Origin of the sequence: Enterobacter sp. 148H3 (assembly GCF_034107425.1) — a bacterium.
GTDB lineage: Bacteria > Pseudomonadota > Gammaproteobacteria > Enterobacterales > Enterobacteriaceae > Enterobacter > Enterobacter vonholyi.
The window spans coordinates 43190-68662 of the sequence record NZ_JAWNEI010000016.1; the positions used below are offsets into that span (position 1 = coordinate 43190).

The 25473-nt window shown below is 55.5% G+C and carries 25 protein-coding genes; 5 read left to right on the forward strand and 20 right to left on the reverse strand.

Annotation, left to right across the window (positions count from 1 at the left end; genetic code table 11):
* Positions 1–65 precede the first annotated feature (65 nt).
* From USH94_RS19380 to soxR, 4 genes are all read right to left on the reverse strand, one after another.
* A complete protein-coding gene (locus tag USH94_RS19380) occupies positions 66–1712 on the reverse strand; it encodes a Na+/H+ antiporter (RefSeq protein ID WP_111964197.1) in 1647 nt (548 codons plus the stop codon).
* 150 nt (positions 1713–1862) lie between these two features.
* A complete protein-coding gene (gene ghxP / locus USH94_RS19385; protein WP_111964198.1) occupies positions 1863–3212 on the reverse strand; it encodes a guanine/hypoxanthine transporter GhxP in 1350 nt (449 codons plus the stop codon).
* Positions 3213–3505: 293 nt separating this feature from the next.
* Entirely contained in the window at positions 3506–4177 is a 672-nt protein-coding gene (locus USH94_RS19390) for a glutathione S-transferase family protein (protein WP_111964199.1), read from the reverse strand.
* Positions 4178–4465: 288 nt separating this feature from the next.
* Positions 4466–4924, reverse strand: coding sequence for a redox-sensitive transcriptional activator SoxR (gene soxR / locus USH94_RS19395; protein WP_008503388.1), 459 nt, complete (start codon positions 4922–4924; stop codon positions 4466–4468).
* Positions 4925–5022: 98 nt separating this feature from the next.
* On the opposite strand from soxR, the gene soxS reads away from it, so the two are divergent.
* A complete protein-coding gene (gene soxS, locus USH94_RS19400) occupies positions 5023–5349 on the forward strand; it encodes a superoxide response transcriptional regulator SoxS (RefSeq protein ID WP_008503387.1) in 327 nt (108 codons plus the stop codon).
* Positions 5350–5355: 6 nt separating this feature from the next.
* On the opposite strand, the gene USH94_RS19405 is transcribed toward soxS, so the two are convergent.
* On the reverse strand, positions 5356–6921 hold the full coding sequence (locus USH94_RS19405; protein ID WP_111964200.1) for an EAL domain-containing protein: 1566 nt from the start codon (positions 6919–6921) through the stop codon (positions 5356–5358).
* Between the two features lie 644 nt (positions 6922–7565).
* Between USH94_RS19405 and USH94_RS19410 the strand changes: the two genes are divergently transcribed.
* Positions 7566–7847 carry a YjcB family protein gene (locus tag USH94_RS19410; RefSeq protein WP_008503385.1) on the forward strand — a complete coding sequence of 94 codons (282 nt, stop codon included), beginning with the start codon at positions 7566–7568 and terminating at the stop codon, positions 7845–7847.
* A gap of 61 nt (positions 7848–7908) precedes the next feature.
* On the opposite strand, the gene ssb1 is transcribed toward USH94_RS19410, so the two are convergent.
* On the reverse strand, positions 7909–8439 hold the full coding sequence (gene ssb1, locus USH94_RS19415) for a single-stranded DNA-binding protein SSB1 (protein ID WP_023310055.1): 531 nt from the start codon (positions 8437–8439) through the stop codon (positions 7909–7911).
* A gap of 250 nt (positions 8440–8689) precedes the next feature.
* On the opposite strand from ssb1, the gene uvrA reads away from it, so the two are divergent.
* On the forward strand, positions 8690–11512 hold the full coding sequence (gene uvrA / locus USH94_RS19420; protein ID WP_045328845.1) for an excinuclease ABC subunit UvrA: 2823 nt from the start codon (positions 8690–8692) through the stop codon (positions 11510–11512).
* Between the two features lie 3 nt (positions 11513–11515).
* Here uvrA and USH94_RS19425 read toward each other — a convergent pair whose 3' ends face one another.
* The 6 genes from USH94_RS19425 to dnaB form a co-directional block, all read right to left on the reverse strand.
* Entirely contained in the window at positions 11516–11869 is a 354-nt protein-coding gene (locus USH94_RS19425; RefSeq protein WP_111964201.1) for an MmcQ/YjbR family DNA-binding protein, read from the reverse strand.
* A gap of 2 nt (positions 11870–11871) precedes the next feature.
* A complete protein-coding gene (locus tag USH94_RS19430; protein ID WP_111964202.1) occupies positions 11872–12288 on the reverse strand; it encodes a secondary thiamine-phosphate synthase enzyme YjbQ in 417 nt (138 codons plus the stop codon).
* A 113-nt stretch (positions 12289–12401) separates the two neighbouring features.
* Positions 12402–13115, reverse strand: coding sequence for an acid phosphatase AphA (aphA, locus tag USH94_RS19435; RefSeq protein ID WP_047646887.1), 714 nt, complete (start codon positions 13113–13115; stop codon positions 12402–12404).
* 245 nt (positions 13116–13360) lie between these two features.
* Positions 13361–14554 carry an aromatic amino acid transaminase gene (gene tyrB, locus USH94_RS19440; RefSeq protein WP_111964203.1) on the reverse strand — a complete coding sequence of 398 codons (1194 nt, stop codon included), beginning with the start codon at positions 14552–14554 and terminating at the stop codon, positions 13361–13363.
* 119 nt (positions 14555–14673) lie between these two features.
* Complete coding sequence (gene alr / locus USH94_RS19445) at positions 14674–15753, reverse strand: alanine racemase (RefSeq protein ID WP_111964204.1); 1080 nt, start codon at positions 15751–15753, stop codon at positions 14674–14676.
* A gap of 16 nt (positions 15754–15769) precedes the next feature.
* Positions 15770–17182 (reverse strand): replicative DNA helicase, encoded by a 1413-nt coding sequence (gene dnaB / locus USH94_RS19450; RefSeq protein WP_023310046.1) that lies wholly within the window; start codon positions 17180–17182, stop codon positions 15770–15772.
* A gap of 66 nt (positions 17183–17248) precedes the next feature.
* On the opposite strand from dnaB, the gene USH94_RS19455 reads away from it, so the two are divergent.
* Positions 17249–18232 carry a quinone oxidoreductase gene (locus USH94_RS19455; RefSeq protein ID WP_111964205.1) on the forward strand — a complete coding sequence of 328 codons (984 nt, stop codon included), beginning with the start codon at positions 17249–17251 and terminating at the stop codon, positions 18230–18232.
* Between the two features lie 184 nt (positions 18233–18416).
* On the opposite strand, the gene pspG is transcribed toward USH94_RS19455, so the two are convergent.
* The 4 genes from pspG to USH94_RS19475 all read right to left on the reverse strand — a co-directional run bounded on the left by pspG (position 18417) and on the right by USH94_RS19475 (position 21845).
* Positions 18417–18659 carry an envelope stress response protein PspG gene (pspG, locus tag USH94_RS19460; RefSeq protein WP_111964222.1) on the reverse strand — a complete coding sequence of 81 codons (243 nt, stop codon included), beginning with the start codon at positions 18657–18659 and terminating at the stop codon, positions 18417–18419.
* A gap of 136 nt (positions 18660–18795) precedes the next feature.
* A complete protein-coding gene (gene dusA, locus USH94_RS19465) occupies positions 18796–19791 on the reverse strand; it encodes a tRNA dihydrouridine(20/20a) synthase DusA (protein ID WP_111964206.1) in 996 nt (331 codons plus the stop codon).
* Positions 19792–19873: 82 nt separating this feature from the next.
* Positions 19874–21184 (reverse strand): conjugal transfer protein TraF, encoded by a 1311-nt coding sequence (locus USH94_RS19470; RefSeq protein ID WP_111964207.1) that lies wholly within the window; start codon positions 21182–21184, stop codon positions 19874–19876.
* 172 nt (positions 21185–21356) lie between these two features.
* Complete coding sequence (locus USH94_RS19475) at positions 21357–21845, reverse strand: cupin domain-containing protein (RefSeq protein WP_111964208.1); 489 nt, start codon at positions 21843–21845, stop codon at positions 21357–21359.
* Positions 21846–21960: 115 nt separating this feature from the next.
* On the opposite strand from USH94_RS19475, the gene zur reads away from it, so the two are divergent.
* Entirely contained in the window at positions 21961–22473 is a 513-nt protein-coding gene (gene zur / locus USH94_RS19480; protein ID WP_111964209.1) for a zinc uptake transcriptional repressor Zur, read from the forward strand.
* Between the two features lie 47 nt (positions 22474–22520).
* Here the strand turns inward: zur and USH94_RS19485 are convergent, their stop codons facing one another.
* The 4 genes from USH94_RS19485 to USH94_RS19500 all read right to left on the reverse strand — a co-directional run bounded on the left by USH94_RS19485 (position 22521) and on the right by USH94_RS19500 (position 25336).
* Positions 22521–22730 carry a CsbD family protein gene (locus USH94_RS19485; RefSeq protein WP_024906712.1) on the reverse strand — a complete coding sequence of 70 codons (210 nt, stop codon included), beginning with the start codon at positions 22728–22730 and terminating at the stop codon, positions 22521–22523.
* Between the two features lie 120 nt (positions 22731–22850).
* Complete coding sequence (gene dinF, locus USH94_RS19490; RefSeq protein WP_111964210.1) at positions 22851–24188, reverse strand: MATE family efflux transporter DinF; 1338 nt, start codon at positions 24186–24188, stop codon at positions 22851–22853.
* Between the two features lie 62 nt (positions 24189–24250).
* Positions 24251–24859 (reverse strand): transcriptional repressor LexA, encoded by a 609-nt coding sequence (gene lexA / locus USH94_RS19495; protein ID WP_111964211.1) that lies wholly within the window; start codon positions 24857–24859, stop codon positions 24251–24253.
* A gap of 108 nt (positions 24860–24967) precedes the next feature.
* The gene (locus USH94_RS19500; protein WP_111964212.1) at positions 24968–25336 is read right to left on the reverse strand and encodes a diacylglycerol kinase; all 369 of its coding nucleotides are present in this window, start codon (positions 25334–25336) and stop codon (positions 24968–24970) included.
* Positions 25337–25473 lie beyond the last annotated feature (137 nt).

Below are 25473 nucleotides of genomic sequence, written 5' to 3' on the forward strand. Positions count from 1 at the left end.
CGCTTACCGGCCTACGTTCGAACCGTAGGCCGGGTAAGGCGAAGCCGCCACCCGGCAAAACAGCGCTACTGATTCTCTATCAACAGCGCTTCCAGCAGGTCCAGATCGTGCAGCAGCTTTTGCAGCGTCTCGTTGCTGATCTGGCGCGTGGCGCGCAGGTGATACAGTTCGGCGCGCTCTGAGCGCAGCGCCGCCAGGCGGAACCGGCGTTCCAGGTTCTCCTCCTGCAGCGAGCTTTCCACATCGTTACGCCCGTCCGCGCGGCGACGAAGGTTACCAATCACGCGGGAACTCACTTCCGTCAGCAGCTGATTGTCGATGTTCTCCTCCGCATCTGCGGCCAGACGCTCTTCCATTTTCTGGATGGCGACAATGGCCACTTCGGCGGTGGCTGCGCGCGCAATGCGCTCTTCCTTGTGCTGCTGGGTCGAATCGCCGACATCAATATGCTGCAGCAGGATCGGCAGCATAATCACGCCGACAAACAGTGAGAAGAGAATCACGCCCGCCGCCAGGAAGACCAGCTCGTAGCGCGCCGGGAATACATCGCCTGTCGGCAGCAGCAGCGGAATGGAGAGCACACCGGCAAGGGTGATCGCCCCGCGTACGCCCGCAAAAGAGGCAATCAGCAGTTCACGCGTTGTCCACGAGCCGAACTCCATCGGTTTTTTCTTCAGGAAGCGGACGCTGAAGTTTTTCATCGTCCACAGCCAGCCGAAGCGCACCAGCATCAGCGCCATGTAAATCAGCACGATGTCGGTAAACAGCATCCAGACCTCAACGTTCGGGTCGGCCTCCGCCGCCACCAGCGAGGACTCCATAATGCCAGGCAGCTGCAGGCCCAGGAGCAGGAACACCATGCCGTTAAAGACAAACTCCAGCATGGCCCAGGTGCTGTTTGCACGCAGGCGCATGGCCAGCGGCGCGCGGCGCATTACGCCGGAACGGGTAATGGTCATCCCTGCCGCAACCGCTGCCAGAATGCCCGACACGCCGATATGTTCGGCAATCAGATAAGAGGCAAACGGCAGCAGGAACAGCAGTACGATCTGCGTAGCGGGTTCATCGCCGCCCCAGCGGCTGAGGAAGCGCAGCGAGCGGCCGTACAGCCAGCTCACCACGAAGCCTGCGAGAATACCGCCAATCGCCACCTTGAAGAATTCCAGCGTTGCGCCGCCGACGGTAAAGACCATCGTACCCATCGCTACGGCCACGGCAAACTTCAGGGCGACCAGGCCGGAGGCGTCGTTCATCAGCGCCTCACCCTGTAAAATCCCCATGATTTTCTTCGGAATACGGCCTTCACCCACAATGCCGGACAGCGCCACGGCATCGGTTGGCGACAGCACGGCGGCCAGCGCAAAAGCCGGTATTAACGGAATGCCCGGCACCGTCCAGTAGATCAGGAAACCAATCCCGACGACGGTGACCACCACCAGCGCAAGCGCCAGGCCGAAGATCTCTCGCCCGTGCTCAAGGAATTCGCGCGTGGGCGTTTTCCAGCCATCGGCAAAAAGCAGTGGCGGAATAAACAGCACGAGGAACAGTTCGGGGTCAAATTCCACGTGCAGGCCAAACGTCGGCCACGCCAGCAGCGCGCCGATGGCAATTTGCATTAATGGCAGGGGGACCTGAAAGGGCAGTACGCGTGTAACCACCCCGGATAGCGAGACCACAAGGGTCATGATGAGTATTGTGAAGAAGATTTCCATGCGTTCCCTGTTTGCTGTGTTGCTTATGTACTCCGGAAGGCGTCGTGCCTTTTATTCTATCTTCCCCAGAGTAACGCAAAAGGCAACAGGATGAGTCCTGAAAATAAAAACGGGCGGCCTGAGCCACCCGTTTTCGCATCAAAGGACAACTTAGATTGCCCAGCCGCCTGCGTAGAACGCCACCAGCGCAACGGCGATAACAACGGTGCCAACGTTCAGCTTGCGCCATTCACCGGAGACCAGACGACCAATCACCAGCGACGCGAAGCCGATCATAATGCCGGTCACGATGTTACAGGTCAGTACGATGAAGACCGCAGTAATCAGGCCAGACATCGCGTCCACAAAATCCGCAAAGTCGATTTTCGCCACGTTGCTCAGCATCAGCAGGCCAACGTACATCAGCGCTGGCGCGGTCGCGTACGCCGGAACCAGGTACGAGAGCGGAGAGAGGAACAGGATCAGCATGAACAGCACGCCGACGGTGATCGCCGTCAGGCCGGTTTTACCGCCTGCCGCCGTACCCGCCGCGGACTCGATGTACACCGCCGCAGGCGCCGCACCCACCAGGCCAGAGAAGACGCTGCTCAGGGAGTCAGTGGTCAGCGCTTTGCCGCCGTCAATAATCTGACCGTCTTTATCCAGCAGGTTCGCCTGACCAGCCACCGCACGAATAGTACCGGTCGCGTCAAACACGGCGGTCATCACCAGCGCCAGCACGCTTGGGAGGATCACCGGGTTCAGCGCGCCAACGATATCCAGGCTGCCAATCAGGGAGTTGCCTTTGTCATCGCTCAGCGACGGCATGGCGAAAATGCCGGAGAAGTGGACGTTCGGATCGAAAATCAGGCCCACAATCGACACGCCGATAATGGTCAGCAGAATGCCGCCCGGGACTTTTAGTTTTTCCAGACCGATAATCACCGCCAGTCCGATCAGCGACATGATCACCGGGAAGCTGGCGAAATGGCCGAGCGCCACCGGCAGGCCGTCCAGCGGGTTCTTGATGACCAGACCGACGCCGTTGGCGGCGATCAGCAGCAGGAACAGGCCGATGCCGATGCCGGTACCGTGCGCCACGCCCTGCGGCAGGTTGCGCAAGATCCAGCTACGGATGCCGGTCGCTGAAATAATGGTAAACAGCACACCCATCAGGAACACGGCGCCCAGCGCAACCGGTACGCTGATGTGCTGACCCAGCACCAGGCTGAACGCGGTAAACGCGGTCAGGGAGATGGCGCAACCAATCGCCAGCGGCAGGTTCGCCCACAGGCCCATCACGATAGAGCCCACGCTGGCCACAAGGCAGGTCGCTACAAAGACAGCCGCTGGCGGGAAGCCCGCTTTGCCCAGCATGCCCGGCACAACGATGACGGAATAAACCATCGCCAGAAACGTTGTCAAACCAGCAACGATTTCCTGACGCACGGTGCTGCCGCGGGCCGAAATTTTAAACATGGCGTCAAGTGAACCGCCAGTACGCGCAGATGGCGTAGACATAGAAAACATCCCCTGAGAGTTTTTTAGGAAGTCCGTAAGCGAGGTGGAGACGCCACTGCCAGCTAAACGTCAAATCCTTGTGTTGCGTTTGCGACGAAAGGGCGTCACAAAAAAAGCAAACGTTTAGCTCCGCGCTTACAAACGGGTGGTCAAATTAAGGCAAACGATTATCTAGCCTAATCCCCGCCCTTTTCAACTGAACTTTATCGTTTTTCGCTAAAATTCACTTATGACGCTGAAGAAATAAACAGAGGATGCGCAAACGTTATCGTCAATGCGCAATTTGTTTACATTTAATCCTCACCCGGGATGGATAACGGCCCCCCTTGTTCCAGGGTTCTTTGCCAGCCAGGGCTGTTCTCAACCTTACTTTTCCACGCCTGAATATGCGGCAGGTTGTTAATACCGCCGCGCGCCAGCAGGGCAAAAATCGGAAAGCTCATCTGGATGTCGGCCATGCTGAGCGTATCCCCGGCAAACCAGCTGTTTTTAGCCAGATGTGATTCAATAAAGCGCGCATGGGTTTCCAGCTGGTGGTTGAGGTACGCTTTCTGCACCCCCTGCCCCAGCGCTTTCCCCAGGGTTCTGATACCAAACGGCACCGGCGGTTTGCCGAGGCTGCTGAAGACCAGCTTCATTAGCAACAGCGGCATCAGCGATCCTTCCGCGTAGTGCAGCCAGAAGCGGTACTGCACCTTATGCGCCGGATCTAAAGGCTTAAGCCGCGACTCGGGATCGTAAGTTTCCTGCAGGTACTCCAGAATGGCGCCAGACTCCGCAAGGATCAGCCCGTTATCTTCGATAACCGGTGATTTACCCAACGGATGCACCTTTTTGAGAGCCTCCGGCGCCAGCATGTTTTTTTGGCGCTGATAGTGAACGATCTCATAAGGCAGGCCGAGTTCTTCCAGCGCCCAGATGGCGCGGTGTGAGCGCGACTGGTTAAGGTGGTGTACCGTGAGCATGGCTTTCTCCTGTTATTCATACTTTTTAACTATAGAAAATTGAACAACACCGCGAAAAAAATTCGGCTAAAAACCGGTCAGCGACGCTGGCGAAAAAACGGGTCTTGCATAGAATTAAAGTGTCAGCACAATCCGGAACCTCCCCAACCAGCTCGACACTGAGGGGTGCTGACGTCGGGGGAAACCCTCCCGTGAACCAGCGGGATAGAGTGAAAGACAAAGACCGGGAAAAACTAAAGCGCCCTTATGTGGCGCTTTAGTTCTTTATGTGCTTTTTGCCGCGCAATCTCAATCCTCTTCCAGCAGCCGCGCCCCCGTCCCCTGCTCGCCCAGTTTGTCGCCGGGGTTACGCAGCGGGCAGTCGCTGCGCGACAGGCAGCCGCAGCCGATGCAGCCATCCAGCTCGTCACGCAGAGCGACCAGCGTGTGAATACGCCTGTCCAGCTCTTCACGCCACTGGGACGACAGCTCTTTCCACTCTTTCGGACTCAGCGTGTGCCCTTCCGGCAGTACCCCAAAGGCCTCACCGATCGTGGCCAGGGGAATTCCGATTCGTTGCGCAATTTTGATTATCGCCACGTAGCGGAGCACGTCGCGAGTATAGCGACGCTGGTTACCCCCGTTACGGATGCTCTTGATTAACCCTTTGCTTTCATAGAAGTGGAGCGCCGATACCGCTACGCCGCTTCGCTTTGCCACTTCGCCGGGGGTTAAAAGCGCTTTTATTCGCGGCAATCTCTTTTCCATAAAACCTCTTTACCTCAAGTTAACTTGAGGAATTATACTCCCCCGCAGAGAAAACGACGAATTAACCGAGATAGTTGTATCTACAGAGGGGCAACCTTATGTCGCATCAGCAGATTATTCAGACTCTTATTGAATGGATTGATGACCATATCGACCAACCGTTGAACATTGATGTGGTCGCTAAAAAGTCGGGCTATTCGAAATGGTATTTACAGAGAATGTTCCGCACGGTCATGCATCAGACGCTGGGTGAGTACATTCGCCAGCGAAGACTTCTGCTGGCAGCGCAGGCGCTACGCTCAACGCAGCGGCCCATTTTTGATATCGCGATGGATCTTGGCTATGTGTCGCAACAAACCTTTTCCCGCGTGTTTCGCCGCGAATTTGACCGTACGCCGAGCGACTATCGCCACCAGTTGAATTAATCACTCTCAGTGCAAAGGCTGCTGCTGCCAGGTCATAAATTCCTGGGGCGGCATCGCTTTCGCGAAGTGCCATCCCTGACAAAACTGGACGCCGCGCTTCAACAGCCAGCTCACCTGCTCTGCCGTCTCTACCCCTTCCGCAATGGTTTTCAGGCGCAGGCTCTGCGCCATCTCGATAATATGCTCGGCGATCAGGTGGCTGGTACTGTTGGTCGTTAAGGTATCGATAAACGATTTATCGATCTTCAGGATATCCACGTTCAGCGAGTAGAGGTTGTGCAGGTTCGAGTAGCCGGTACCGAAGTCATCGATCGCGACTTCATAACCCGCCTGACGGAAAGCCTGAATCACCGGCGTGGTTTTTGGCACATCGATAAAACCACGTTCCGTCACTTCAATTTTGATTTGCTGCGCGCGGACGGCGTAGTGGCGAGCCTTGTCGGAAATCATGGCGATCAGCCGCGAGGAGTGGAAATCCGTGGCCGACAGGTTAATCGAAATATAGAGATGCGGATGCTCCGCCAGGAAATGGCCCAGATCGTTGAACACCTCCTCAACGACATAGTCCGTAATCCGCTCACTCATTCCCTCATTTTCCGCCAGCGGAATAAACTCAGCCGGGCTCATCACCTGCCCGTTAAAACCCGGCCAGCGTAACAACGCTTCCGCACCCACACACTGGTTGTTCTTGATATCAATAATCGGCTGATAGTGGACGCAAAGCTGTCGCTTGTTCAGCGCCCGGTGCAGTAAGCGCCCCGGCGAATTAAGCTCACGATGGGTACGGGACCATACCAGCAAAATAATAATGCTGCAGATCATGCCCAGCGGTAGCGTCAACGTCGCCTGGTGATAAAGCGTTTCATAAAAGCGTTTATTCGATGTCGACACAATGGCCGCAATAGGTCTTTTGGGAGACGTTACGATCGTATAAAAGCGGTTATCTTTTTGAAATACCGATTCCTTATCTCGAATCATCGAATTTAATAAAGAAACATTGGCTTTCTGGCTAACCGAAAAGAAAGCATTGGTTACCGTGTCGTACACACCCCACGAGAGAGAATGATCCGCGGACATGACTTCGCTGTATGAAAGCGGATTGACGACCACCACATAATTTCCGCGCTGCATATATGTCATTTTATAGCCAGTATAAAATGGGGTATCGCGATAATAATAGATAGCGACGTCAGGTTTACGCGTGTAATTAGCGACAGGAATAGCGTAGGGATGATCCGGTGTAAAAACGGTCGAACAAAGAAAATTCTGACCTTCAGCGTAAATTAAATCGGCGACAAACAGGCGGCCACGAACAACGTTCAGCATATATTGACGGTGTCCCGGCGTGCAAAGCTCACCCTGATATTTTTCAGCCTCGTCCCGGGCCAGCTCAACCTGTTGAATAACCAGCTCTGTTTTGTCCAAAGCCAGTTCAGCAAATGTGCGTAGCTGTGCGCTTGTTTCAGACACGGCGCGTAGCTGGGCAAACCATAGCGCAAGCATCACCGGCAGCATAACTACCATGATGATCCCTACCACCCTGAGCATTTTGCGCCGCGCGCTACGATTCATTTCCCGCCCTATATCCCTGCATGTTGTACGCCTGTAGTAATGAAGGCCGGATGCTTTGTTAAACAGGTGATTACGTTGCATGAATCATGCAAAGTTAGCAACTGACTTTTAGTATTAAAAATCTTAAATTTCGTTATGACGATAATATTTTCCCGTAAGTTAAACTGTAAGTATTCGTTCCGTTTCAATTAAGGGAAATAATTATCCAGCCCGCCGGGGCCGACGGAAAGATAACACAACAGGCGATCGTTGATTAAGCCAAACGTCTGACAGCATGAAAAAAGTACAACATCGTCATGACGTTTTATGCTATTTGCGCCGGGTACTGTGTTTGTTGATTTATAAATAATCAGTCTTGACCACAGTATTTTCAGTAATGGCGGAGAATAACGCCCCTGTTATAAAAACCGAATTTGCGGTATCCCCACTTACCCGACGGTCGTTTCCGGCACGTTGTGGGTTCACTTCCTCATGCGCCGAGGCTGGTCCTGCCTACAGAATCGCTTTTCCTGAGGAATAAAATCCTCTTTTTTGATCGCACTGGCACTGGCGAATAAATCATCAATTGTGATATAGTTCACACATATTTTGTAACGAGAAACACTGTTTCATTCAGTTCGTCTGTTTTGTAGAGGATGGGTTTTATGGCAACCATTACTACCAGCATGGTTCTTCTGCGCTGGCCTTTGTTGAGTGCGGTACTGATGTTTTTAGCCAGCACGCTGAACATTCAGTTTCGTAAATCTGACTATGCGGGTCTTGCTGTCATCAGCACCCTGCTGGGGCTGGGCGCTGCCTGCTGGTTTGCAACGGGTCTGCTTGGTATCACCCTGCTGGATATCGCTGCCGTCTGGGAAAACATTAAAGTGGTGATGGTTGAGGCGATGAGCCACACGCCGCCAGACTGGCCGATGGTGATTACCTGATCCCTTACGGAATAAAAAAACCCAGACGATGGTCTGGGTTTTTTGTTTTAGCACGCGGGAATCAGAACGGAATGTCGTCGTCGAAATCCATTGGCGGTTCGTTAGACGGCGCCGGAGCAGACTGCTGCTGCGGACGAGACTGTGCGCCGCCGCTGAACTGGTTGCCACCCTGCGGCTGCTGAGGCTGACCCCAACCGCCCTGCTGCTGGCTCTGACCGCCACCTGCAGGTGCGCCGCCGCCCTGACGACCACCCAGCATCTGCATGGTGCCGCCCACGTTGACCACTACTTCAGTCGTATACTTCTCAGCTCCGGACTGATCGGTCCATTTGCGGGTACGCAGCTGGCCTTCGATATAGACCTGAGAACCTTTGCGCAGATATTCTCCGGCCACTTCGGCCAGTTTGCCAAACAGCACAACGCGGTGCCATTCGGTCTGCTCTTTCATCTCACCGGTCGCTTTATCACGCCAGGATTCGGAAGTAGCCAGCGTAATGTTGGCAACTGCGCCACCACTCGGCATGTAGCGTACTTCCGGGTCCTGGCCCAGATTACCGACGAGAATCACCTTGTTTACGCCTCTGCTGGCCATGTTCGTGTCTCCTGAATACGTTTCTTAATAGTGTAAACGCGCGAGTGTACCATTTCCATGCTGCACTTTGATAGTTGCGTAGCACGTTCCAGAGTTCTCCCGCAACTCAACATTGTTACACAGCGAATCAGAAAATGCATTCCAATACTGTATATTCAAACAGGTCAAATTGTGTCATAATTAGCCGTTTCTGACAGCCGTTTGTCCTTCAAACAAACCAGGCAATCCGTGTTCCAACCGGGAAAGGTGAATGGATAAGATCGAAGTTCGGGGCGCCCGCACCCACAATCTCAAGAATATCAACCTCATAATCCCTCGCGACAAACTCATTGTCGTGACCGGGCTTTCGGGGTCTGGCAAATCCTCACTGGCTTTCGACACTCTGTATGCCGAAGGACAGCGTCGTTACGTTGAATCGCTCTCGGCGTACGCTCGTCAGTTCCTGTCACTGATGGAAAAACCGGATGTCGACCATATTGAAGGGTTGTCACCTGCTATCTCTATTGAGCAGAAGTCCACGTCGCATAACCCGCGCTCAACGGTCGGTACCATTACCGAAATTCATGACTACCTGCGTCTGCTGTATGCCCGCGTGGGCGAGCCGCGCTGCCCGGACCACGACGTCCCGCTGGCGGCGCAAACCGTGAGCCAGATGGTCGATAACGTGCTGTCGCAGCCGGAAGGCAAGCGCCTGATGCTCCTTGCGCCAATCATCAAAGAGCGTAAGGGCGAACACACCAAAACGCTGGAAAACCTGGCAAGCCAGGGCTATATCCGCGCCCGTATCGACGGCGAAGTGTGTGACCTGTCCGATCCACCAAAGCTGGAGCTGCAGAAGAAGCACACCATCGAAGTGGTGATTGACCGCTTTAAGGTGCGCGACGATCTCGCCACGCGTCTGGCGGAATCCTTTGAAACGGCGCTGGAACTCTCTGGCGGCACGGCCGTGGTCTCCGACATGGACGATCCAAAAGCGGAAGAGCTGCTCTTCTCCGCCAACTTTGCCTGCCCGATTTGCGGCTACAGCATGCGCGAGCTGGAACCGCGCCTGTTCTCCTTTAACAACCCGGCGGGCGCGTGCCCGACGTGTGACGGCCTGGGCGTGCAGCAGTATTTCGATCCGGATCGCGTGATCCAGAACCCGGAGCTGTCGCTGGCGGGCGGGGCCATTCGCGGCTGGGACAAGCGTAACTTCTACTACTTCCAGATGCTGAAATCGCTGGCAGAACACTACAAGTTCGACGTTGAAGCGCCGTGGGCCAGCCTGAGCCCGAACGTGCACAAAGTGATCCTGTTCGGTTCCGGTAAAGAGAACATCGAGTTCAAATACATGAACGATCGCGGCGATACCTCCGTGCGTCGCCACCCGTTCGAAGGGGTGCTGCACAACATGGAGCGCCGCTACAAAGAGACTGAATCCAGCGCGGTGCGCGAGGAGCTGGCGAAGTTCATCAGCAACCGCTCCTGTGCCACCTGTGAAGGAACGCGCCTGCGCCGCGAAGCGCGCCACGTGTTTGTGGAAAACACGGCGCTGCCGACCATCTCAGACATGAGCATCGGCCACGCGATGGACTTCTTCAATAACCTGAAGCTCTCCGGCCAGCGCGCGAAAATAGCCGAAAAAGTGCTGAAAGAGATTGGCGATCGCCTGAAATTCCTGGTGAACGTCGGCCTGAACTACCTGACGTTATCCCGCTCGGCAGAAACGCTCTCCGGCGGTGAAGCGCAGCGTATACGTCTGGCGAGCCAGATTGGCGCGGGTCTGGTAGGCGTGATGTACGTACTGGATGAGCCGTCCATCGGCTTGCACCAGCGCGACAACGAGCGTCTGCTCGGCACGCTGGTCCACCTGCGCAACCTCGGCAACACGGTAATCGTGGTCGAGCACGATGAAGATGCGATCCGCGCGGCTGATCACGTGATCGATATTGGTCCGGGCGCAGGCGTACACGGCGGGCAGGTGGTTGCAGAAGGGACGCTGAAGGACATCATGGCGGTGCCCGAATCGCTGACCGGCCAGTACATGAGCGGCAAGCGTAAGATTGAGGTGCCAAAACAGCGCGTAGCGGCAGATCCAGAAAAAGTGCTGAAGCTGACCGGCGCGCGCGGCAACAACCTCAAAGACGTCACCCTGACGCTGCCTGTTGGCCTGTTTACCTGTATCACCGGCGTATCCGGTTCCGGTAAATCGACGCTGATCAACGATACGCTGTTCCCGATTGCGCAGACGGCGCTGAACGGCGCGACGCTGGCCGAGCCGGCACCGTACCGTGACATCCAGGGGCTGGAGCATTTCGACAAAGTTATCGATATTGACCAGAGCCCGATTGGCCGTACCCCGCGCTCTAACCCGGCAACCTATACCGGCGTCTTCACGCCCGTACGTGAACTGTTTGCCGGTGTGCCGGAAGCACGCTCCCGCGGCTATACGCCAGGACGTTTCAGCTTTAACGTACGCGGTGGCCGCTGCGAAGCGTGCCAGGGCGATGGCGTGATCAAGGTTGAGATGCACTTCCTGCCGGATATCTACGTGCCGTGCGACCAGTGCAAAGGCAAGCGCTATAACCGAGAAACGCTGGAGATTAAGTACAAAGGCAAGACCATCCACGAAGTGCTGGACATGACCATCGAAGAGGCGCGCGAATTCTTTGATGCCGTTCCTGCGCTGGCGCGTAAGCTGCAGACGCTGATGGACGTGGGCCTGACCTACATTCGTCTGGGGCAGTCGGCAACCACGCTGTCCGGCGGCGAAGCGCAGCGCGTGAAGCTGGCGCGCGAGCTGTCAAAACGCGGCACCGGTCAGACGCTCTACATTCTGGACGAGCCGACCACCGGCCTGCACTTTGCCGATATCCAGCAGCTGCTCGACGTGCTGCATCAGCTGCGCGATCAGGGCAACACTATCGTGGTCATCGAACATAACCTGGACGTGATTAAAACCGCGGACTGGATTGTCGATCTCGGCCCGGAAGGCGGCAGCGGCGGCGGTGAAATTCTCGTCTCCGGTACGCCAGAGACGGTTGCAGAGTGCGAAGCCTCGCACACCGCGCGCTTCCTTAAACCGTTGCTGTAATTATCACACGGAGAGCTGCTGTCGGGTCGTTTCCGGCAGCAGCTCAACCGCCTGCTGATAGGACGCGTCCACCAGGTAGTAAATTTGCGAGCCTGGAATCGATCCATCCAGATAGACGGTGCTCCAGTGCGCCTTATTCAGGTGCTTGCTCGGCCTCACGTCATCATGCTGTTGACGTAGCAAATCAGCCAGTTCAGGGCTGGTTTTCAGCGACGCCGCAGGACGGCCTTCCACCTCTTTCACCATCGCAAACAGCACATCCCCCACCTTAACCTGCGTGGCTTTCCAGTCGCTATGGACGCTCTGCTCCGCGCCGGGCTTGCTCATGCAGTACTGAAGTATCTCCGAAATTGTCATCTTTATTCCCCTTGTAGCGTGGCGATAATTTTACGCGAACCACCGTGAATGCGATGCTCTCCCAGCCAGATCCCCTGCCACGTTCCCAACAGCAGTCGCCCGTTGTGAACCGGCAGCATAAGCGATACGCCCAACAGGGAGGATTTAATATGCGAAGGCATATCGTCTGCCCCCTCATAGTCATGCTCATAAGGGGCGTTGTCCGGGACGCTCTTCAGAAAATGGTGCTCCATGTCGGACCGGACGGTGGGATCGCAATTTTCATTAAGCGTGAGAGAGGCAGACGTGTGCTGAAGGAGCAGATGCAGCAAACCCGTCTTGACCCGCGGCAGGTCGCGGATTTGCCCGATGACTTCGTCCGTCACCAGATGAAATCCGCGTGGTTTCGCGCTTAAGGTCAGGGTCTGTTGATACCACATGTGCTGCTCCGTAATGAAAGATGAATCTTTCTAAGTGTGCAGCAAGAAGGCGAAAGGTAAAACCCGCAGCAACGAGATTTGCTTAAAAAAGAGTCAAAATCGTCGCCTGCGGTTTAATACTCAGAGTTCACAATGACCTCTTCGCCAAACTTTCCGGCCATCGGCAGCGGTCGATAGGTGGAGTTAGAGGCACGCAATACCCTGATTCCTCTGGCACCCACGTCATGCGCGGCGGTGATGTCGTTATCCGAATCGCCGTAGAATACTTTGATATTTTTCTTTTCCAGCCACTGGGTTTTGGTGTTTTGCCCTTCTTTGTCACCAGCAAAAATCACCGTATTCATGCTGGTCGCCGGGATCTGGAAATCATCCTGCAGCGTTTTCGAGACGGTTTCCGTTTTGGTCTGACTGCGGCCGGTCACAAAATAAATGCTGTCACCGCGCTTCACGTGCATGGCAATAAGTGCACGGGCAACCTCTTTCGGGATGCTGAATTCGTCCCAGCCGTTATTCATTTTTTCCCAGAATTCCGGGTTCTTCAGATACGCTTCGCTGTCGGGTGAATACGTTTTCTTCCCGCGCCAGAAGCCAGGGCTTGAGAACAGCACGGTATCGTCAATGTCAAAGCCCACGGCCATTGGCGCGCGGCCCATCAGGCTGTTTTCGATTTGGGCCACGGAAACCCAGTGAATAGGTGCCTGCTCGGCAAGAATGGCGGCGGTGGTGCCGGTGTAAAGCGGCGTCGGGGCAGAAGCTCGCGCGACGACGGCGCTATTAAGCGAGAACAATAAGCAGGCGGCGCTGAGCGCCAGTGTGATCTTGCGCATATTTTCCCCTGAAAATTCAGTTTGTTATCGTTTTAATTTGAGCGAACGGTCAAAAAACTATCCGACCATAACCCCAGCGGGAGGTGAAGGGAAGGAGTTTTTACTTATGAAGATGAATAAAAAGAAGATGATCACAAAGGCAGATGTGACGTGTAGGCCCGGTAACCGGGCAAGATTCTTGTGCGGCCTGATGCCCTCACCCCAACCCTCTCCCACAGGGAGAGGGGGAAAAGAGTAGTGAGTACTTACATTACAGCAGCAAACGCCTGCGCCACGCGATGAACGTTGCTGGAATTCAGACCCGCCACGCACATACGGCCGCTGGCGATGAGATAAATGCCGAACTCTTCGCGAAGGCGATCGACCTGCGCCGCACTCAGTCCGGTATAGCTGAACATCCCGCGCTGCTTGAGCAGATAGTCGAAGTTATGTCCCGGCACCGCCTCTTTCAGGACGTTAACCAGTTCCTGACGCATCGAAAGAATGCGCTTACGCATCGCTTCCACTTCGCCAAGCCAGGACGCTTTCAGTTGCTCATCACCGAGAACCGTCGCCACCACCTGCGCACCAAAGTTTGGCGGGCTGGAGTAGATACGGCGTACCGTCGCTTTCAGCTGGCCGAGCACGCGGCTGGCTGCTTCGGCATCCTCACACACTACGGACAGACCGCCAACGCGTTCACCGTACAGGGAGAAGATTTTAGAGAAGGAGTTACTAACCAGAGCAGGCAGCCCGGCGCTGGCTACGGCGCGGATGGCGTAAGCATCTTCTTCCATGCCCGCGCCAAAGCCCTGGTAGGCAATGTCGAGGAACGGGATCAGGTCACGGGCCTTCAGTACCTCAATCACCGCATCCCACTGGGCGTTAGTGAGATCTGCACCGGTCGGGTTATGGCAGCATGGGTGCAGCAGCACAATACTGCGCGCCGGCAGCGTGTTCAGTTTTTCCAACAGCGCTTCAACGCGCACGCCGTTAGTTTTGCTGTCGAACCATGGATAGGTCTCGACCTTAAAGCCTGCGCCCTCGAAGATCGCAACGTGGTTTTCCCACGTCGGGTCACTGACCCACACGCCTGAATCCGGGAAGTATTTTTTCAGGAAGTCTGCACCCACTTTTAGCGCACCCGAGCCGCCCAGCGTCTGGATGGTCGCCACGCGTTTTTGCGCGAGCACCGCGTGATCGGCGCCGAACAGCAGCGGTGCAATGGTGTTGCGATAAGCGTTTAGCCCTTCCATTGGCAGATAAAGAGAAGCGCCGTGTGGAACAGCGTTCAGACGCGCTTCGGCTTCGGCAACGGCTTTTAATTGAGGAATGATGCCATCCTCGTTGTAATACAGACCGATGCTGAGGTTCACTTTGTCGCTACGAGGATCTTCTTTGAAACGCTCCATTAAGGAGAGGATAGGGTCGCCGGCATAGGCGTCAACTTTCTGAAACACGCGATGGTTCTCCGGAATTCGATGAGGCAGGGATTTCAACAATAAACCGGAAGCAGGTGAAGGTCGAGAGGATGTTAATAAAGTTGGAGCGAGGATAAAAACCTCACTCCATTGGCGGTTCAATCAATGTACTTCATCGCCACCCGCGACGTCAGGCGGGTGATGAGTTCGTAAGCACTTACTTTTGTTATTTCAGCAATACGCTCAACGGGTAAACCTTCACCCCACATCACCACATCGTCGCCGGGCTTATCCTGGGCTTCAGGCCCCAGATCGACACAAATCATGTCCATCGCCACGCGGCCAACGATCTTCACCTCTCGACCGTTGACCAGAACCGGCGTACCCGACGGCGCGGCACGGGGATAGCCGTCGCCATAGCCCATCGCCACCACGCCAAGACGGGTATCACGCTCGCTGGTCCAGGTACCGCCGTAGCCCACCGGCTCACCCGCTTTATGGTCACGCACGGCAATCAGGTTAGAGACCAGCGACATGACCGGCTGGAAGCCAAAATCCGGCCCCCAGGGCTTGTTCTCCAGCGGTGATACGCCGTAAAGGATGATACCCGGTCGCGCCCAGTCGAAGTGCGACTGCGGCCACAGCAGGATCCCGCCGGAAGCTGCGATCGAGCGCATCCCCGGCTTGCCTTCGCAGAAGGTATTAAAGATATCCAGCTGCCGCTCGGTTGCACCGCACTCGGGCTCATCGGCACGGGCGAAGTGGCTAACAATATTCACCGGCTGGCGCACGTTTTTGCACCGGCATAAACGCTGGTAAAACGCTTCCGCGCTTTCAGGACGCACGCCCAGACGGTGCATGCCCGTGTCGAGCTTCATCCAGACGGTCACCGGCTCGCTCAGCTCGGCGGTTTCAAGTGCGGCCAGCTGTTCTTCATTGTGTACCGCCGTGTGCAGATGCTGGTCAGCAATGGTTGGCAGATCGCTGGCTTCGAAAAAGCCTTCGAGGAGGAGAATCGGTTGGGTAATCCCCCCCGCGCGCAAGCGGAGGGCTTCTTCAAGACGGGCGACGCCAAAGGCATCGGCATCGGGGAGCGTTCGCGCGGTCTCAAGAAGACCGTGTCCGTAAGCGTTCGCTTTCACGACTGCAACGAGCTTGCTGGCAGGCGCCAGTTCACGCAGACGTTGCAGGTTGTGTCGCAGAGCGCGGCGGTTAATAACAATAGTTGCCGCTTGCATTTGAATTCCTTAGAAATTACTCATCATCATATTGAGGACCGGCATAGTTGTCGAAACGCGACCACTGTCCGTTAAAGGTCAGACGCACCGTCCCGATTGGGCCGTTACGTTGTTTACCAATAATAATTTCGGCGATCCCTTTCAGGTCGCTGTTCTCGTGATAAACCTCATCACGGTAGATGAACATGATTAAGTCGGCATCCTGCTCGATGGAGCCGGATTCACGCAGGTCGGAGTTGACCGGGCGCTTGTCGGCGCGTTGTTCCAGGGAGCGGTTCAGCTGCGACAGCGCGACCACCGGCACGTGCAGCTCTTTGGCTAACGCCTTGAGCGAGCGGGAAATCTCCGCAATTTCCAGCGTACGGTTGTCTGAAAGCGACGGGACGCGCATCAGCTGAAGGTAGTCGATCATGATGAGGCCGATGCCACCGTGTTCACGGGCGATACGACGCGCGCGGGAGCGCACTTCCGTCGGCGTCAGGCCGGAAGAGTCATCGATATAGATGTTACGTTTTTCCAGCAGAATGCCCATGGTGCCGGAGATGCGCGCCCAGTCTTCATCATCAAGCTGGCCGGTACGGATGCGGGTCTGATCCACGCGAGACAGCGATGCCAGAGAACGCATCATAATCTGCTCGGAGGGCATCTCAAGGCTGAAGATCAGCACCGGCTTATCCTGCAACATCGCCGCGTTTTCGACGAGGTTCATCGCAAATGTCGTTTTACCCATCGACGGACGCGCGGCGACGATGATCAAATCCGACGGCTGCAGACCGGCGGTTTTCTTGTTGAGATCGTCATAGCCGGTGTTCACCCCGGTCACACCGTCGTGAGGCTGCTGGAACAGCTGTTCGATACGGGCGACGGTGGCGTCGAGCACATCGGCGATATTTTTTGGGCCTTCGTCTTTGTTGGCGCGGCTTTCGGCGATTTTAAAAACGCGGGACTCGGCAAGGTCAAGCAGGTCTTCGCTGGTGCGCCCCTGCGGATCAAAACCGGCTTCGGCGATCTCGTTCGCCACCGAGATCATCTCGCGGACGACGGCACGTTCGCGCACGATATCGGCATAAGCGCTGATGTTCGCCGCACTAGGCGTGTTTTTTGACAGTTCCGCCAGATAGGCAAACCCACCGCAGCTGTCGAGCTGACCAAGACGCTCCAGTGATTCCGCGAGCGTGATCAGGTCGATCGGGCTGCCCGACTCCTGCAGACGCGCCATTTCGGTAAAGATGTGGCGGTGCGGGCGGGTGTAGAAATCTTCCGCCACGACGCGCTCGGCGACGTCGTCCCAGCGCTCGTTATCCAGCATTAAACCGCCCAACACCGACTGTTCCGCTTCAATCGAGTGCGGCGGGACCTTTAACCCTGCGACCTGGAAATCACGCTCGCGAGGTTCAGTCTGTTTGTTGAAGGGTTTGTTTCCTGCCATAGTGAATGGAGTTACCGAGATAAAGAGTGGGTCGAAAGATTACCATATTTTTCTTACGGAGGGAGCATGGCAACGCGCATTGAATTCCAGAAACACGGTGGGCCAGACGTACTCAAAGCGGTGGAGTTCACCCCCACCGCGCCTGGCGAAAACGAAGTGCAGGTTGAAAACAAAGCCATAGGCATAAACTACATCGACACCTATATTCGCGGCGGGCTCTACCCGCCTCCATCGATGCCGAGCGGACTGGGCACCGAGGCAGCCGGTGTCGTCATCAAAGTGGGCAGCGCGGTTAAGCATATTAAAGAGGGCGACCGCGTGGTATATGCGCAGTCAGCGCTGGGCGCTTACAGCTCCGTCCACAACGTCCCGGCGGATAAAGCCGCCCTGCTGCCCAACGCCATCTCCTTTGAGCAGGCGGCGGCCTCGTTCCTGAAAGGCTTAACCGTTTACTACCTGCTGCGTAAAACCTATGAAATTAAACCCGACGAGCAGTTCCTGTTTCATGCCGCGGCGGGCGGCGTCGGGCTCATCGCCTGTCAGTGGGCAAAAGCCCTGGGCGCAAAACTGATCGGCACCGTGGGCAATGCCCAAAAAGCGCAGCGCGCGCTGCAGGCGGGCGCCTGGCAGGTGATTAACTACCGTGAAGAGAGCATTGTCGAACGGCTGAAGGAGATCACCAGCGGCAAAAAGGTGCGCGTCGTGTATGACTCGGTTGGGAAAGACACCTGGGAAGCGTCGCTGGACTGTCTGCAGCGTCGTGGGCTGATGGTGAGCTTCGGCAATGCGTCAGGCGCTGTCACCGGCGTGAATCTCGGTATTCTGAATCAGAAAGGTTCGCTGTACGTCACGCGCCCTTCCCTGCAGGGCTACATCACCAACCGGGAAGAACTTGAGGAAGCCAGCAACGAGCTGTTCTCGCTGATCGCCAGCGGTGTCATCAAAGTGGACGTGGCAGATGCGCAGAAATTCGCGCTGACCGATGCGCAGCGCGCGCATGAGGTGCTGGAGAGCCGGGCGACGCAGGGGTCGAGCCTGTTGATTCCCTGAGCCCCAAAAAGAAATTGGGCTTCCCGTGGGAAGCCCTTTCTTTTTTTAGTTCGGCTGTATGTAGGGTACAGCACGATGAATTCTTTAACGGCAGTCATAGTGACAGATTCGATAAGTAAATCCTATTCTGTTCTAAGCCATGCTGCCGGAAAAGTTACAACTATGTGACGAACCCCTCAATACCTTAGTAACGAAAGCGGTTATTGCGCTGATAACCGGGCACTTTTGGCGATTTAATCGACCGAATCACCCACACCACCGCAACGGCCAGCAGTAACCAAGGCAGCAGTTTGATCGTCAGCGCAAACAGTCCGCCAATAAACATGACCACCGTCGCCACCACGATAGCCGCCAGAATGCCGAGCAGCGAAACGCCTGTCGCTAACAGCATGACAAAAAAGCCAATCACAAAAAGTAGTTCCAGCATGGTGCTCTCCCACAAGTTCCCGAGTAATGCATTAAGCATTACAAGATCCATGCCAAAGCTAACATTTTGTTCTTAAAGCAAAACGCCCCGCGAGAACTCGCAGGGCGTGGTGAATTTGACGAACTTTTAGCGAAAGTTATCGCTTGTCTGCCACCAGTCGCAGCGCATGTTCCAGCACCTCAATATCGGCACCGGCTTTATGTGCGTTTTCGCTCAGGTAGCGACGCCACTGACGCGCGCCCGGTATACCCTGGAACAGACCCAGCATATGGCGAGTGATATGGCCGAGATACGTACCGTTGCTCAGCTCGCGCTCAATATAAGGATACATCGCCCGCACGACGGCAACCGGATCGGTGTCTGAACCTTCGATGCCAAAGATTTCGCGATCGACCGTCGCCAGAATGCCCGGGTTCTGGTACGCCTCGCGGCCGACCATCACGCCATCCATATGCGCCAGATGCGCTTTGGCCTCTTCCAGCGACTTAATGCCGCCGTTGATCGACATCGTCAGGTGCGGGAAGTCACGCTTCAGCTGATGCACGCGCGGGTAGTCCAGCGGCGGGATTTCGCGGTTCTCTTTCGGGCTCAGGCCGGAGAGCCAGGCTTTTCGCGCGTGGATGATGAACATCTCGCATTCGCCCTTTCCGGAGACCGTATCGATGAAGTCGCACAGGAATTCGTAGCTGTCCTGGTCGTCAATCCCGATACGGGTTTTGACCGTGACCGGAATGGAGACCGCATCGCGCATCGCCTTGATACAGTCCGCTACCAGCTGCGCGTTCCCCATCAGGCAGGCACCGAACATACCGTTTTGCACACGGTCGGACGGGCAGCCAACGTTCAGGTTGATCTCGTCGTAGCCGCGCGCTTCCGCCAGCTTCGCACACTGCGCCAGCGCGGCCGGATCGCTGCCGCCCAGCTGCAGGGCAACCGGATGCTCTTCTTCGCTATAGGCCAGATAGTCGCCCTTCCCGTGAATAATTGCGCCCGTGGTCACCATTTCGGTGTACAGCAGCGTATGGCGGGAGAGCTGGCGCAGGAAATAGCGGCAGTGTCTGTCCGTCCAGTCGAGCATCGGCGCAATGGAGAAACGGTGTGCGGGGAAAGCGGTCTGTGATTCTGACGACATGGCGAAGTTTTAAGCATCTGGTGGAAAAGGGGCGCTACTATAGCACAAAGAAAAGCCGGAGGCGCAGCGCCTCCGGTTGACTTTAGAACGTCATGCTCAGCTGAGCCCCTGCGCCCCAGGTTTCGTCTTCACCGTACAGGCCCATCAGATCAACATGCACGGTGCTAAACGGCGCGAAACCGACACCGCCGGTAAAGACATTGCTGTCGTTACCCTTCACGTCTGCACGATAACCCGCACGGACCGCCAGCCAGCTCAGCGGCGTCACCTCGGCACCGACACCCACGTACTGCGACGTATCTTCGCTCTTGAAGCCTTTGGTTTCGGTCAGATCGCCATCGGCGGTCAGCGTCACCAGGTCGTTGTGCCAGGCGGCACCGGCGGTTACCAGCGGGCGGATCTGATAGGTGTCTTTATAGCTCACCACTTCTCCCGTACGGCCATTGCGGATACGGATATCTTTGGTGTCGATATCGCGCGACATCAGGTTTTGTCCGCTCACGCCAACGGTCCAGTGTTCGCCGAAATCGGCCGCAATACCGGCATCCACGTTGAAGCCCGTATCGTCAGTACGGTAGCGGCTGTCGTTCCACTTGTTACTGTCATAATCGTAGATTGACGTGGTGTAGTTATAGACCCAGGTTTTTTGCAGCTTTGGCGTCACGCCCACGGAAACAGGGACGCCGCCGAGGTCAAACTGACGGGCAACGGCAACACCATAGTCGGAGACAATCGCCGCCCGGCCGGATGCCGTTGAGTTGAGATTTTTGGTGATCTGATCCGTGCCGTTCAGCGCAGCGTCCAGTGCAACACCGGCAGCCACCACATTACTGCGTTGAATACCGCGAAGGTAATCAATATCCTGCTGATCGATAGACGAGCTCACCCGGCCATGGGCATAGCCTTTCGCCATGAAGGCTACCGAAAGGACATCGTTAGGGATACTCACCGCAAGCCCTGCCCCTGCCGTTGCGCGTGCGGTTTTGCCTTTGAGATAGTCCAGCTCATCGGCCAGATCTTTGGCCGCGCCCTGGAATTGATTAATGGAACCTAATGGATTGGTGATAATTTCTCTTGGCGTGAGATTATCAACCACATCCTTGTAGTGATTGATTTTGTCGTTGATGGTATCAATCTCGTCCTGAAGATTGTCTTCATCCGTGATTTGCGCGCCAACCGAAGGCAATATGACCGTCACATCATCGTCCGGCTTTGCCTTTGCCAGCAGCGCGGGGTTGATTAACGCCCCACTACCATAGCTTCCCGAAGCCACGCCGGTGCCACCCATTGCGTCGCTGCGTGATTCTGTCCAGGTATTGGCTGCTCCCGCCTGATTTGCCATAAACAAGGAGACAGCAATGCTAACCACCGAAAATTTAAAATTTTTTTTCACAGTATGCCCGTTATAGTCTGTTATGAAATAACCCCTGTCTGTTATCACCCAAACAGGAACGAACTATTGCTGTGAATAAGTAGTAAAAGACCCGCTATTTCTTTCCCTAAGTAAAACTCCCTTACGGCCTGTTATATTTTGTGACGGCCCTCAATATTTATAGAAGAGGAAATTATTTTTTCCCAGGTTTTCCATCATGCGGTCCAAAAAACTGCGGGGGATGATCTACCCAGCGATCTTCCCGCGTGGCGGCATACACGGGGTTGAGCGGGTAGTAGATGCGGTTGTGCTTCTTGTTGGCCTCGCCAACGACCAGGAGCCGAACCTCATCGTCCGTGTTGTTGATAAAGGTATGACAGATGCCGGTACCGGCGGGAAAACCTACGCTGTCGCCAGGCTCCAGCTTCCACAAGTAGCCATTAATCCAGGCGTCAGGGTGGCCTTCAAGCACGTAAATAAACTCTTCTTCGTCGCTCTCCGCGTGCGGATAGGACGTCCTGCGCCCAGGCGGCAGGCGCTCATGATGGATGCCAATACGCCCGAGCCCAAGCTTTCGAGCCAACGGGGCGCCGATAGAAAAAAGCTCATCGCTGTCGGGATAGGTCGAATCATCCGCGCCTTCAAGGTCGCGCCAGTGTCGAATACAGTCAGGTTTTTTCATTGTTTATTTCCCGGTTTGTAATGGGTCAGGTATAGCACAGACTGGCGGATCTCGGCGTTTTTACCAGAACATGATAAAGTGAGGGTTTTCCGTCCTATAACATCCGGGGTGCTACATGGATAAGTCCACAAAAGAGCTGTTAGCGCAGGCCGAAAAGCTGTGTGCGCAACGCAATGTGCGCCTGACTCCGCAGCGCCTTGAAGTATTACGCCTGATGAGCCTGCAGCAGGGTGCTATCAGCGCCTACGATCTGCTCGACCTGCTCCGCGAAAGCGAGCCGCAGGCAAAGCCGCCGACGGTTTATCGCGCATTGGATTTCCTGCTGGAACAAGGGTTCGTGCACAAGGTGGAATCCACCAACAGCTATGTGCTGTGCCATCTGTTCGATCAGCCCACCCACACATCGGCGATGTTTATCTGTGACCGCTGCGGCGTGGTGAAAGAAGAGGCTGCGGAAGGCGTGGAAGACATTATGCATACGCTGGCAGCGAAAATGGGGTTTGCCCTGCTTCATAACGTGATTGAGGCGCACGGGCTCTGTTCCGCGTGCGTGGAGGTGGAAGCCTGTCGCCATCAGGACGCGTGTCAGCACGACCACTCTATTCTGGTGAAGAAAAAGCCGCGTTAACGGCAAAAGAAAAGGCGGCTTAGAGCCGCCCTGTGGGTTATTCAGCGTTACCAGCGGTAGTCGTTACGGGTTTCCCAGTCTTTGACTTCATTTTCCGCCTGATCTTTCGCGTAGCCGTAACGTTCCTGAATTTTACCGACAAGCTGATCGCGTTTACCTTCAATGACAGTCATATCGTCATCAGTCAGCTTACCCCACTTTTCTTTCGCTTTACCTTTGAACTGCTTCCAGTTGCCGCCGATTTCGTCTTTATTCATCATCGTGTCCTCTTAGTTAAGCGTCGGGTCGTAACGTCCGTTACGTTCTTTTCTGCTGGACGTGATAATTATTGTAGTTAAGGATTCCGTACTTAATTTCATATTCGGAATCTTTAACCGTCACGATATATCGTGGCGCGAAGAGAACCAGGTATCGTTTTGCCAGTGGCGGTGCCAGATAAACGCCAGCGATAACCCGCGCAGCGAGAGGAAGACGGCCAGGGCCAGCCACAAACCGTGATTACCCAGCCAGGGAAGCGTTAGCAGCGTCAGACCAAACCCTGCCGCCGCGACCGCCATGCTGTTGCGCATTTCCGCTCCGCGCGTCGCACCAATAAACATGCCGTCCAGCAGATAACACCAGACGCCGACCACCGGTAAGATGACTTGCCAGAGGAGATAGTGACTCGCCAACTCGCGCAGAGCAGGTATAGACGTCAGCAATGCAACGATCTGCTCACCAAAGCAGGCGTAAACCAGACCAAAGGCCAGCGCCACCAGTCCCGACTGACGGCAGGCTGCCCGCCAGACATCCTGAAGCTGCCCGCTTTCTCGCGCACCGTACGCCTGCCCGGAATGCGCTTCAACCGCGTAGGCAAAACCGTCCAGCGCATAGGCGGTAAAGGTCAGAAGCGTCATCAATATCGCGTTGACCGCCACGATTTCTGGCCCCAGTCGAGCCCCGAAAACCGTCAGCGCGCCGAAGCAGAGCTGAAGAAGCAGCGAGCGCAGCATGATGTCACGGTTGAGGGCCAGCAGCTTACGGATATTGCCGCGCCATGCGGTTTTGAGCAGCGCCAGAGAGATCCCGCGCATCGACAGCACGCGCCAGACCATCCACAAGCCAATGATAAAGGTCCCGTATTCGGCAATCGCCGTCGCCAGCGCCGCGCCCCGCACGTTCATATGCAGGCCCATCACCAGCCAGATATCCAGCACAATGTTGAGAAGGTTGCCCACCACCAGCAAAATCACTGGCGCCCGGGCATACTGAACGCCCAGTAGCCACCCCAGCAGAACCAGGTTAGCCAGCGACGCTGGCGCGCTGAGCCACCGGATTTCAAGGAAACGTCGCGCCTGATCCAGTACCGCCTCGCTGCCGCCAACGATATGAAGCGCAAGATCGATCAGGGGTGTCCGTAATACAACGATTAACGCACCCGCGCCAAGCGCGAGTATAAGCGGCTGCACCAGCGCGCGCGCCAGACGCAGCGGATCTTTCGCACCATAAGCCTGTGCGGTAAGACCGGTGGTGCTCATGCGTAAAAAGAGCAACAGCATAAACAGGAAGCTGGTTGCCGTCGCGCCAATCGCCACGCCGCCAAGATAAACCGGTGAATCAAGATGGCCTATAACGGCAGTATCAACCAGTCCCAGCAAAGGCACGGTAATATTGGAGAAAATCATCGGCAGGGCAAGACGCCACAATGCCTTATCTGATGCCGTCAGTAGTGACATGCGAAATACCGGGAAAGGTAGATGAACAGGCTACAGCGGAAGCGTAGCCTGTCAGGAAGAGATTACAGCCATTCACCGTTACGAATCACGCCTACTGCCAGACCTTCGATAGAGAAGTTCTGTTCGCGGAGATCGACCACAATTGGGGTGAACTCGTTGTTTTCAGGCAGTAACTGAACGGTGTTACCCTGTTTTTTCAGACGTTTGACGGTGACTTCATCGTCAATGCGCGCGACAACCACCTGGCCGTTACGCACATCCTGCGTTTTATGTACCGCAAGCAGATCGCCGTCAAGAATACCGATGTCTTTCATCGACATGCCGCTAACGCGCAGCAGAAAATCAGCGCTCGGCTTGAACATGGCTGGATCGACCTGGTAATGACCTTCAATATGCTGCTGTGCCAGTAAAGGCTCACCGGCAGCAACACGACCTACCAGCGGAATGCCCGTCTCTTCTTCTACCAGCAGTCGGATACCGCGTGACGCGCCTGATACAATCTCAATCACGCCTTTACGCGCCAGCGCTTTCAGGTGTTCTTCGGCAGCATTCGGAGAACGGAAACCCAGACGCTGCGCGATTTCCGCACGCGTAGGTGGCATACCCGTCTGGCCGATATGATCCCGGATGAGATCAAACACCTCTTGCTGCCTGGTCGTTAACGCTTTCATTCCGCCCCCTGGGTGTATATACAGTTATGCTGTGAGTATATACAGTCAAAGGCGATTTTGGAACCAAAAACTGCACAAAAAACCAGGGACTTAATTATTCCTCGAGGCTCATCGGAAATGTGACCAAAGCAGCGTGACCCAGGTGATAACGGCAGTGATAATCGCCAGTAATACGGCAGCAGATCCCATGTCTTTTGCGCGGCCAGAAAGCTCATGGAAATCGGAACCGATGCGATCAACAACGGCCTCAATAGCGCTATTAAGAATTTCCACTATCATCACCAGAAGTACGGAACCGATAAGAAGTACGCGGGTAATAGCATCAACATCAAGGAAACAGGCGACGATCACCGCGATGATAGCGGCGACGCCCTCCTGGCGAAACGCGGCCTCGTTGGCCCATGCGGCACGGAAACCTTTCCATGAATAGCCGGCGGCTTTGATGATACGTGTTAACCCAGTGGTATTATTGGCCATTAAAAGAACCTTTTTTAAAAAAGAGCGTCAGTAACAGGAGCCGTAGCGCGTTTCGCTACAGCCTGAAGTATGACGGGTAACAACAGAAATTTTGCGCGCTTTCTGTTATCCTTGCGCCGCAATTGCATTATTAACCA

Excerpts from the sequence above, each read along its gene's own strand:
- USH94_RS19380 (WP_111964197.1), bottom strand. The coding sequence starts at position 1,712 with ATGGAAATCTTCTTCACAATACTCATCATGACCCTTGTGGTCTCGCTA.
- ghxP (WP_111964198.1), bottom strand. The coding sequence starts at position 3,212 with ATGTCTACGCCATCTGCGCGTACTGGCGGTTCACTTGACGCCATGTTT.
- USH94_RS19390 (WP_111964199.1), bottom strand. The coding sequence starts at position 4,177 with ATGCTCACGGTACACCACCTTAACCAGTCGCGCTCACACCGCGCCATC.
- soxR (WP_008503388.1), bottom strand. The coding sequence starts at position 4,924 with ATGGAAAAGAGATTGCCGCGAATAAAAGCGCTTTTAACCCCCGGCGAA.
- soxS (WP_008503387.1), top strand. The coding sequence starts at position 5,023 with ATGTCGCATCAGCAGATTATTCAGACTCTTATTGAATGGATTGATGAC.
- USH94_RS19405 (WP_111964200.1), bottom strand. The coding sequence starts at position 6,921 with ATGAATCGTAGCGCGCGGCGCAAAATGCTCAGGGTGGTAGGGATCATC.
- USH94_RS19410 (WP_008503385.1), top strand. The coding sequence starts at position 7,566 with ATGGCAACCATTACTACCAGCATGGTTCTTCTGCGCTGGCCTTTGTTG.
- ssb1 (WP_023310055.1), bottom strand. The coding sequence starts at position 8,439 with ATGGCCAGCAGAGGCGTAAACAAGGTGATTCTCGTCGGTAATCTGGGC.
- uvrA (WP_045328845.1), top strand. The coding sequence starts at position 8,690 with ATGGATAAGATCGAAGTTCGGGGCGCCCGCACCCACAATCTCAAGAAT.
- USH94_RS19425 (WP_111964201.1), bottom strand. The coding sequence starts at position 11,869 with ATGACAATTTCGGAGATACTTCAGTACTGCATGAGCAAGCCCGGCGCG.
- USH94_RS19430 (WP_111964202.1), bottom strand. The coding sequence starts at position 12,288 with ATGTGGTATCAACAGACCCTGACCTTAAGCGCGAAACCACGCGGATTT.
- aphA (WP_047646887.1), bottom strand. The coding sequence starts at position 13,115 with ATGCGCAAGATCACACTGGCGCTCAGCGCCGCCTGCTTATTGTTCTCG.
- alr (WP_111964204.1), bottom strand. The coding sequence starts at position 15,753 with ATGCAAGCGGCAACTATTGTTATTAACCGCCGCGCTCTGCGACACAAC.
- dnaB (WP_023310046.1), bottom strand. The coding sequence starts at position 17,182 with ATGGCAGGAAACAAACCCTTCAACAAACAGACTGAACCTCGCGAGCGT.
- USH94_RS19455 (WP_111964205.1), top strand. The coding sequence starts at position 17,249 with ATGGCAACGCGCATTGAATTCCAGAAACACGGTGGGCCAGACGTACTC.
- pspG (WP_111964222.1), bottom strand. The coding sequence starts at position 18,659 with ATGCTGGAACTACTTTTTGTGATTGGCTTTTTTGTCATGCTGTTAGCG.
- dusA (WP_111964206.1), bottom strand. The coding sequence starts at position 19,791 with ATGTCGTCAGAATCACAGACCGCTTTCCCCGCACACCGTTTCTCCATT.
- USH94_RS19475 (WP_111964208.1), bottom strand. The coding sequence starts at position 21,845 with ATGAAAAAACCTGACTGTATTCGACACTGGCGCGACCTTGAAGGCGCG.
- zur (WP_111964209.1), top strand. The coding sequence starts at position 21,961 with ATGGATAAGTCCACAAAAGAGCTGTTAGCGCAGGCCGAAAAGCTGTGT.
- USH94_RS19485 (WP_024906712.1), bottom strand. The coding sequence starts at position 22,730 with ATGAATAAAGACGAAATCGGCGGCAACTGGAAGCAGTTCAAAGGTAAA.
- dinF (WP_111964210.1), bottom strand. The coding sequence starts at position 24,188 with ATGTCACTACTGACGGCATCAGATAAGGCATTGTGGCGTCTTGCCCTG.
- lexA (WP_111964211.1), bottom strand. The coding sequence starts at position 24,859 with ATGAAAGCGTTAACGACCAGGCAGCAAGAGGTGTTTGATCTCATCCGG.
- USH94_RS19500 (WP_111964212.1), bottom strand. The coding sequence starts at position 25,336 with ATGGCCAATAATACCACTGGGTTAACACGTATCATCAAAGCCGCCGGC.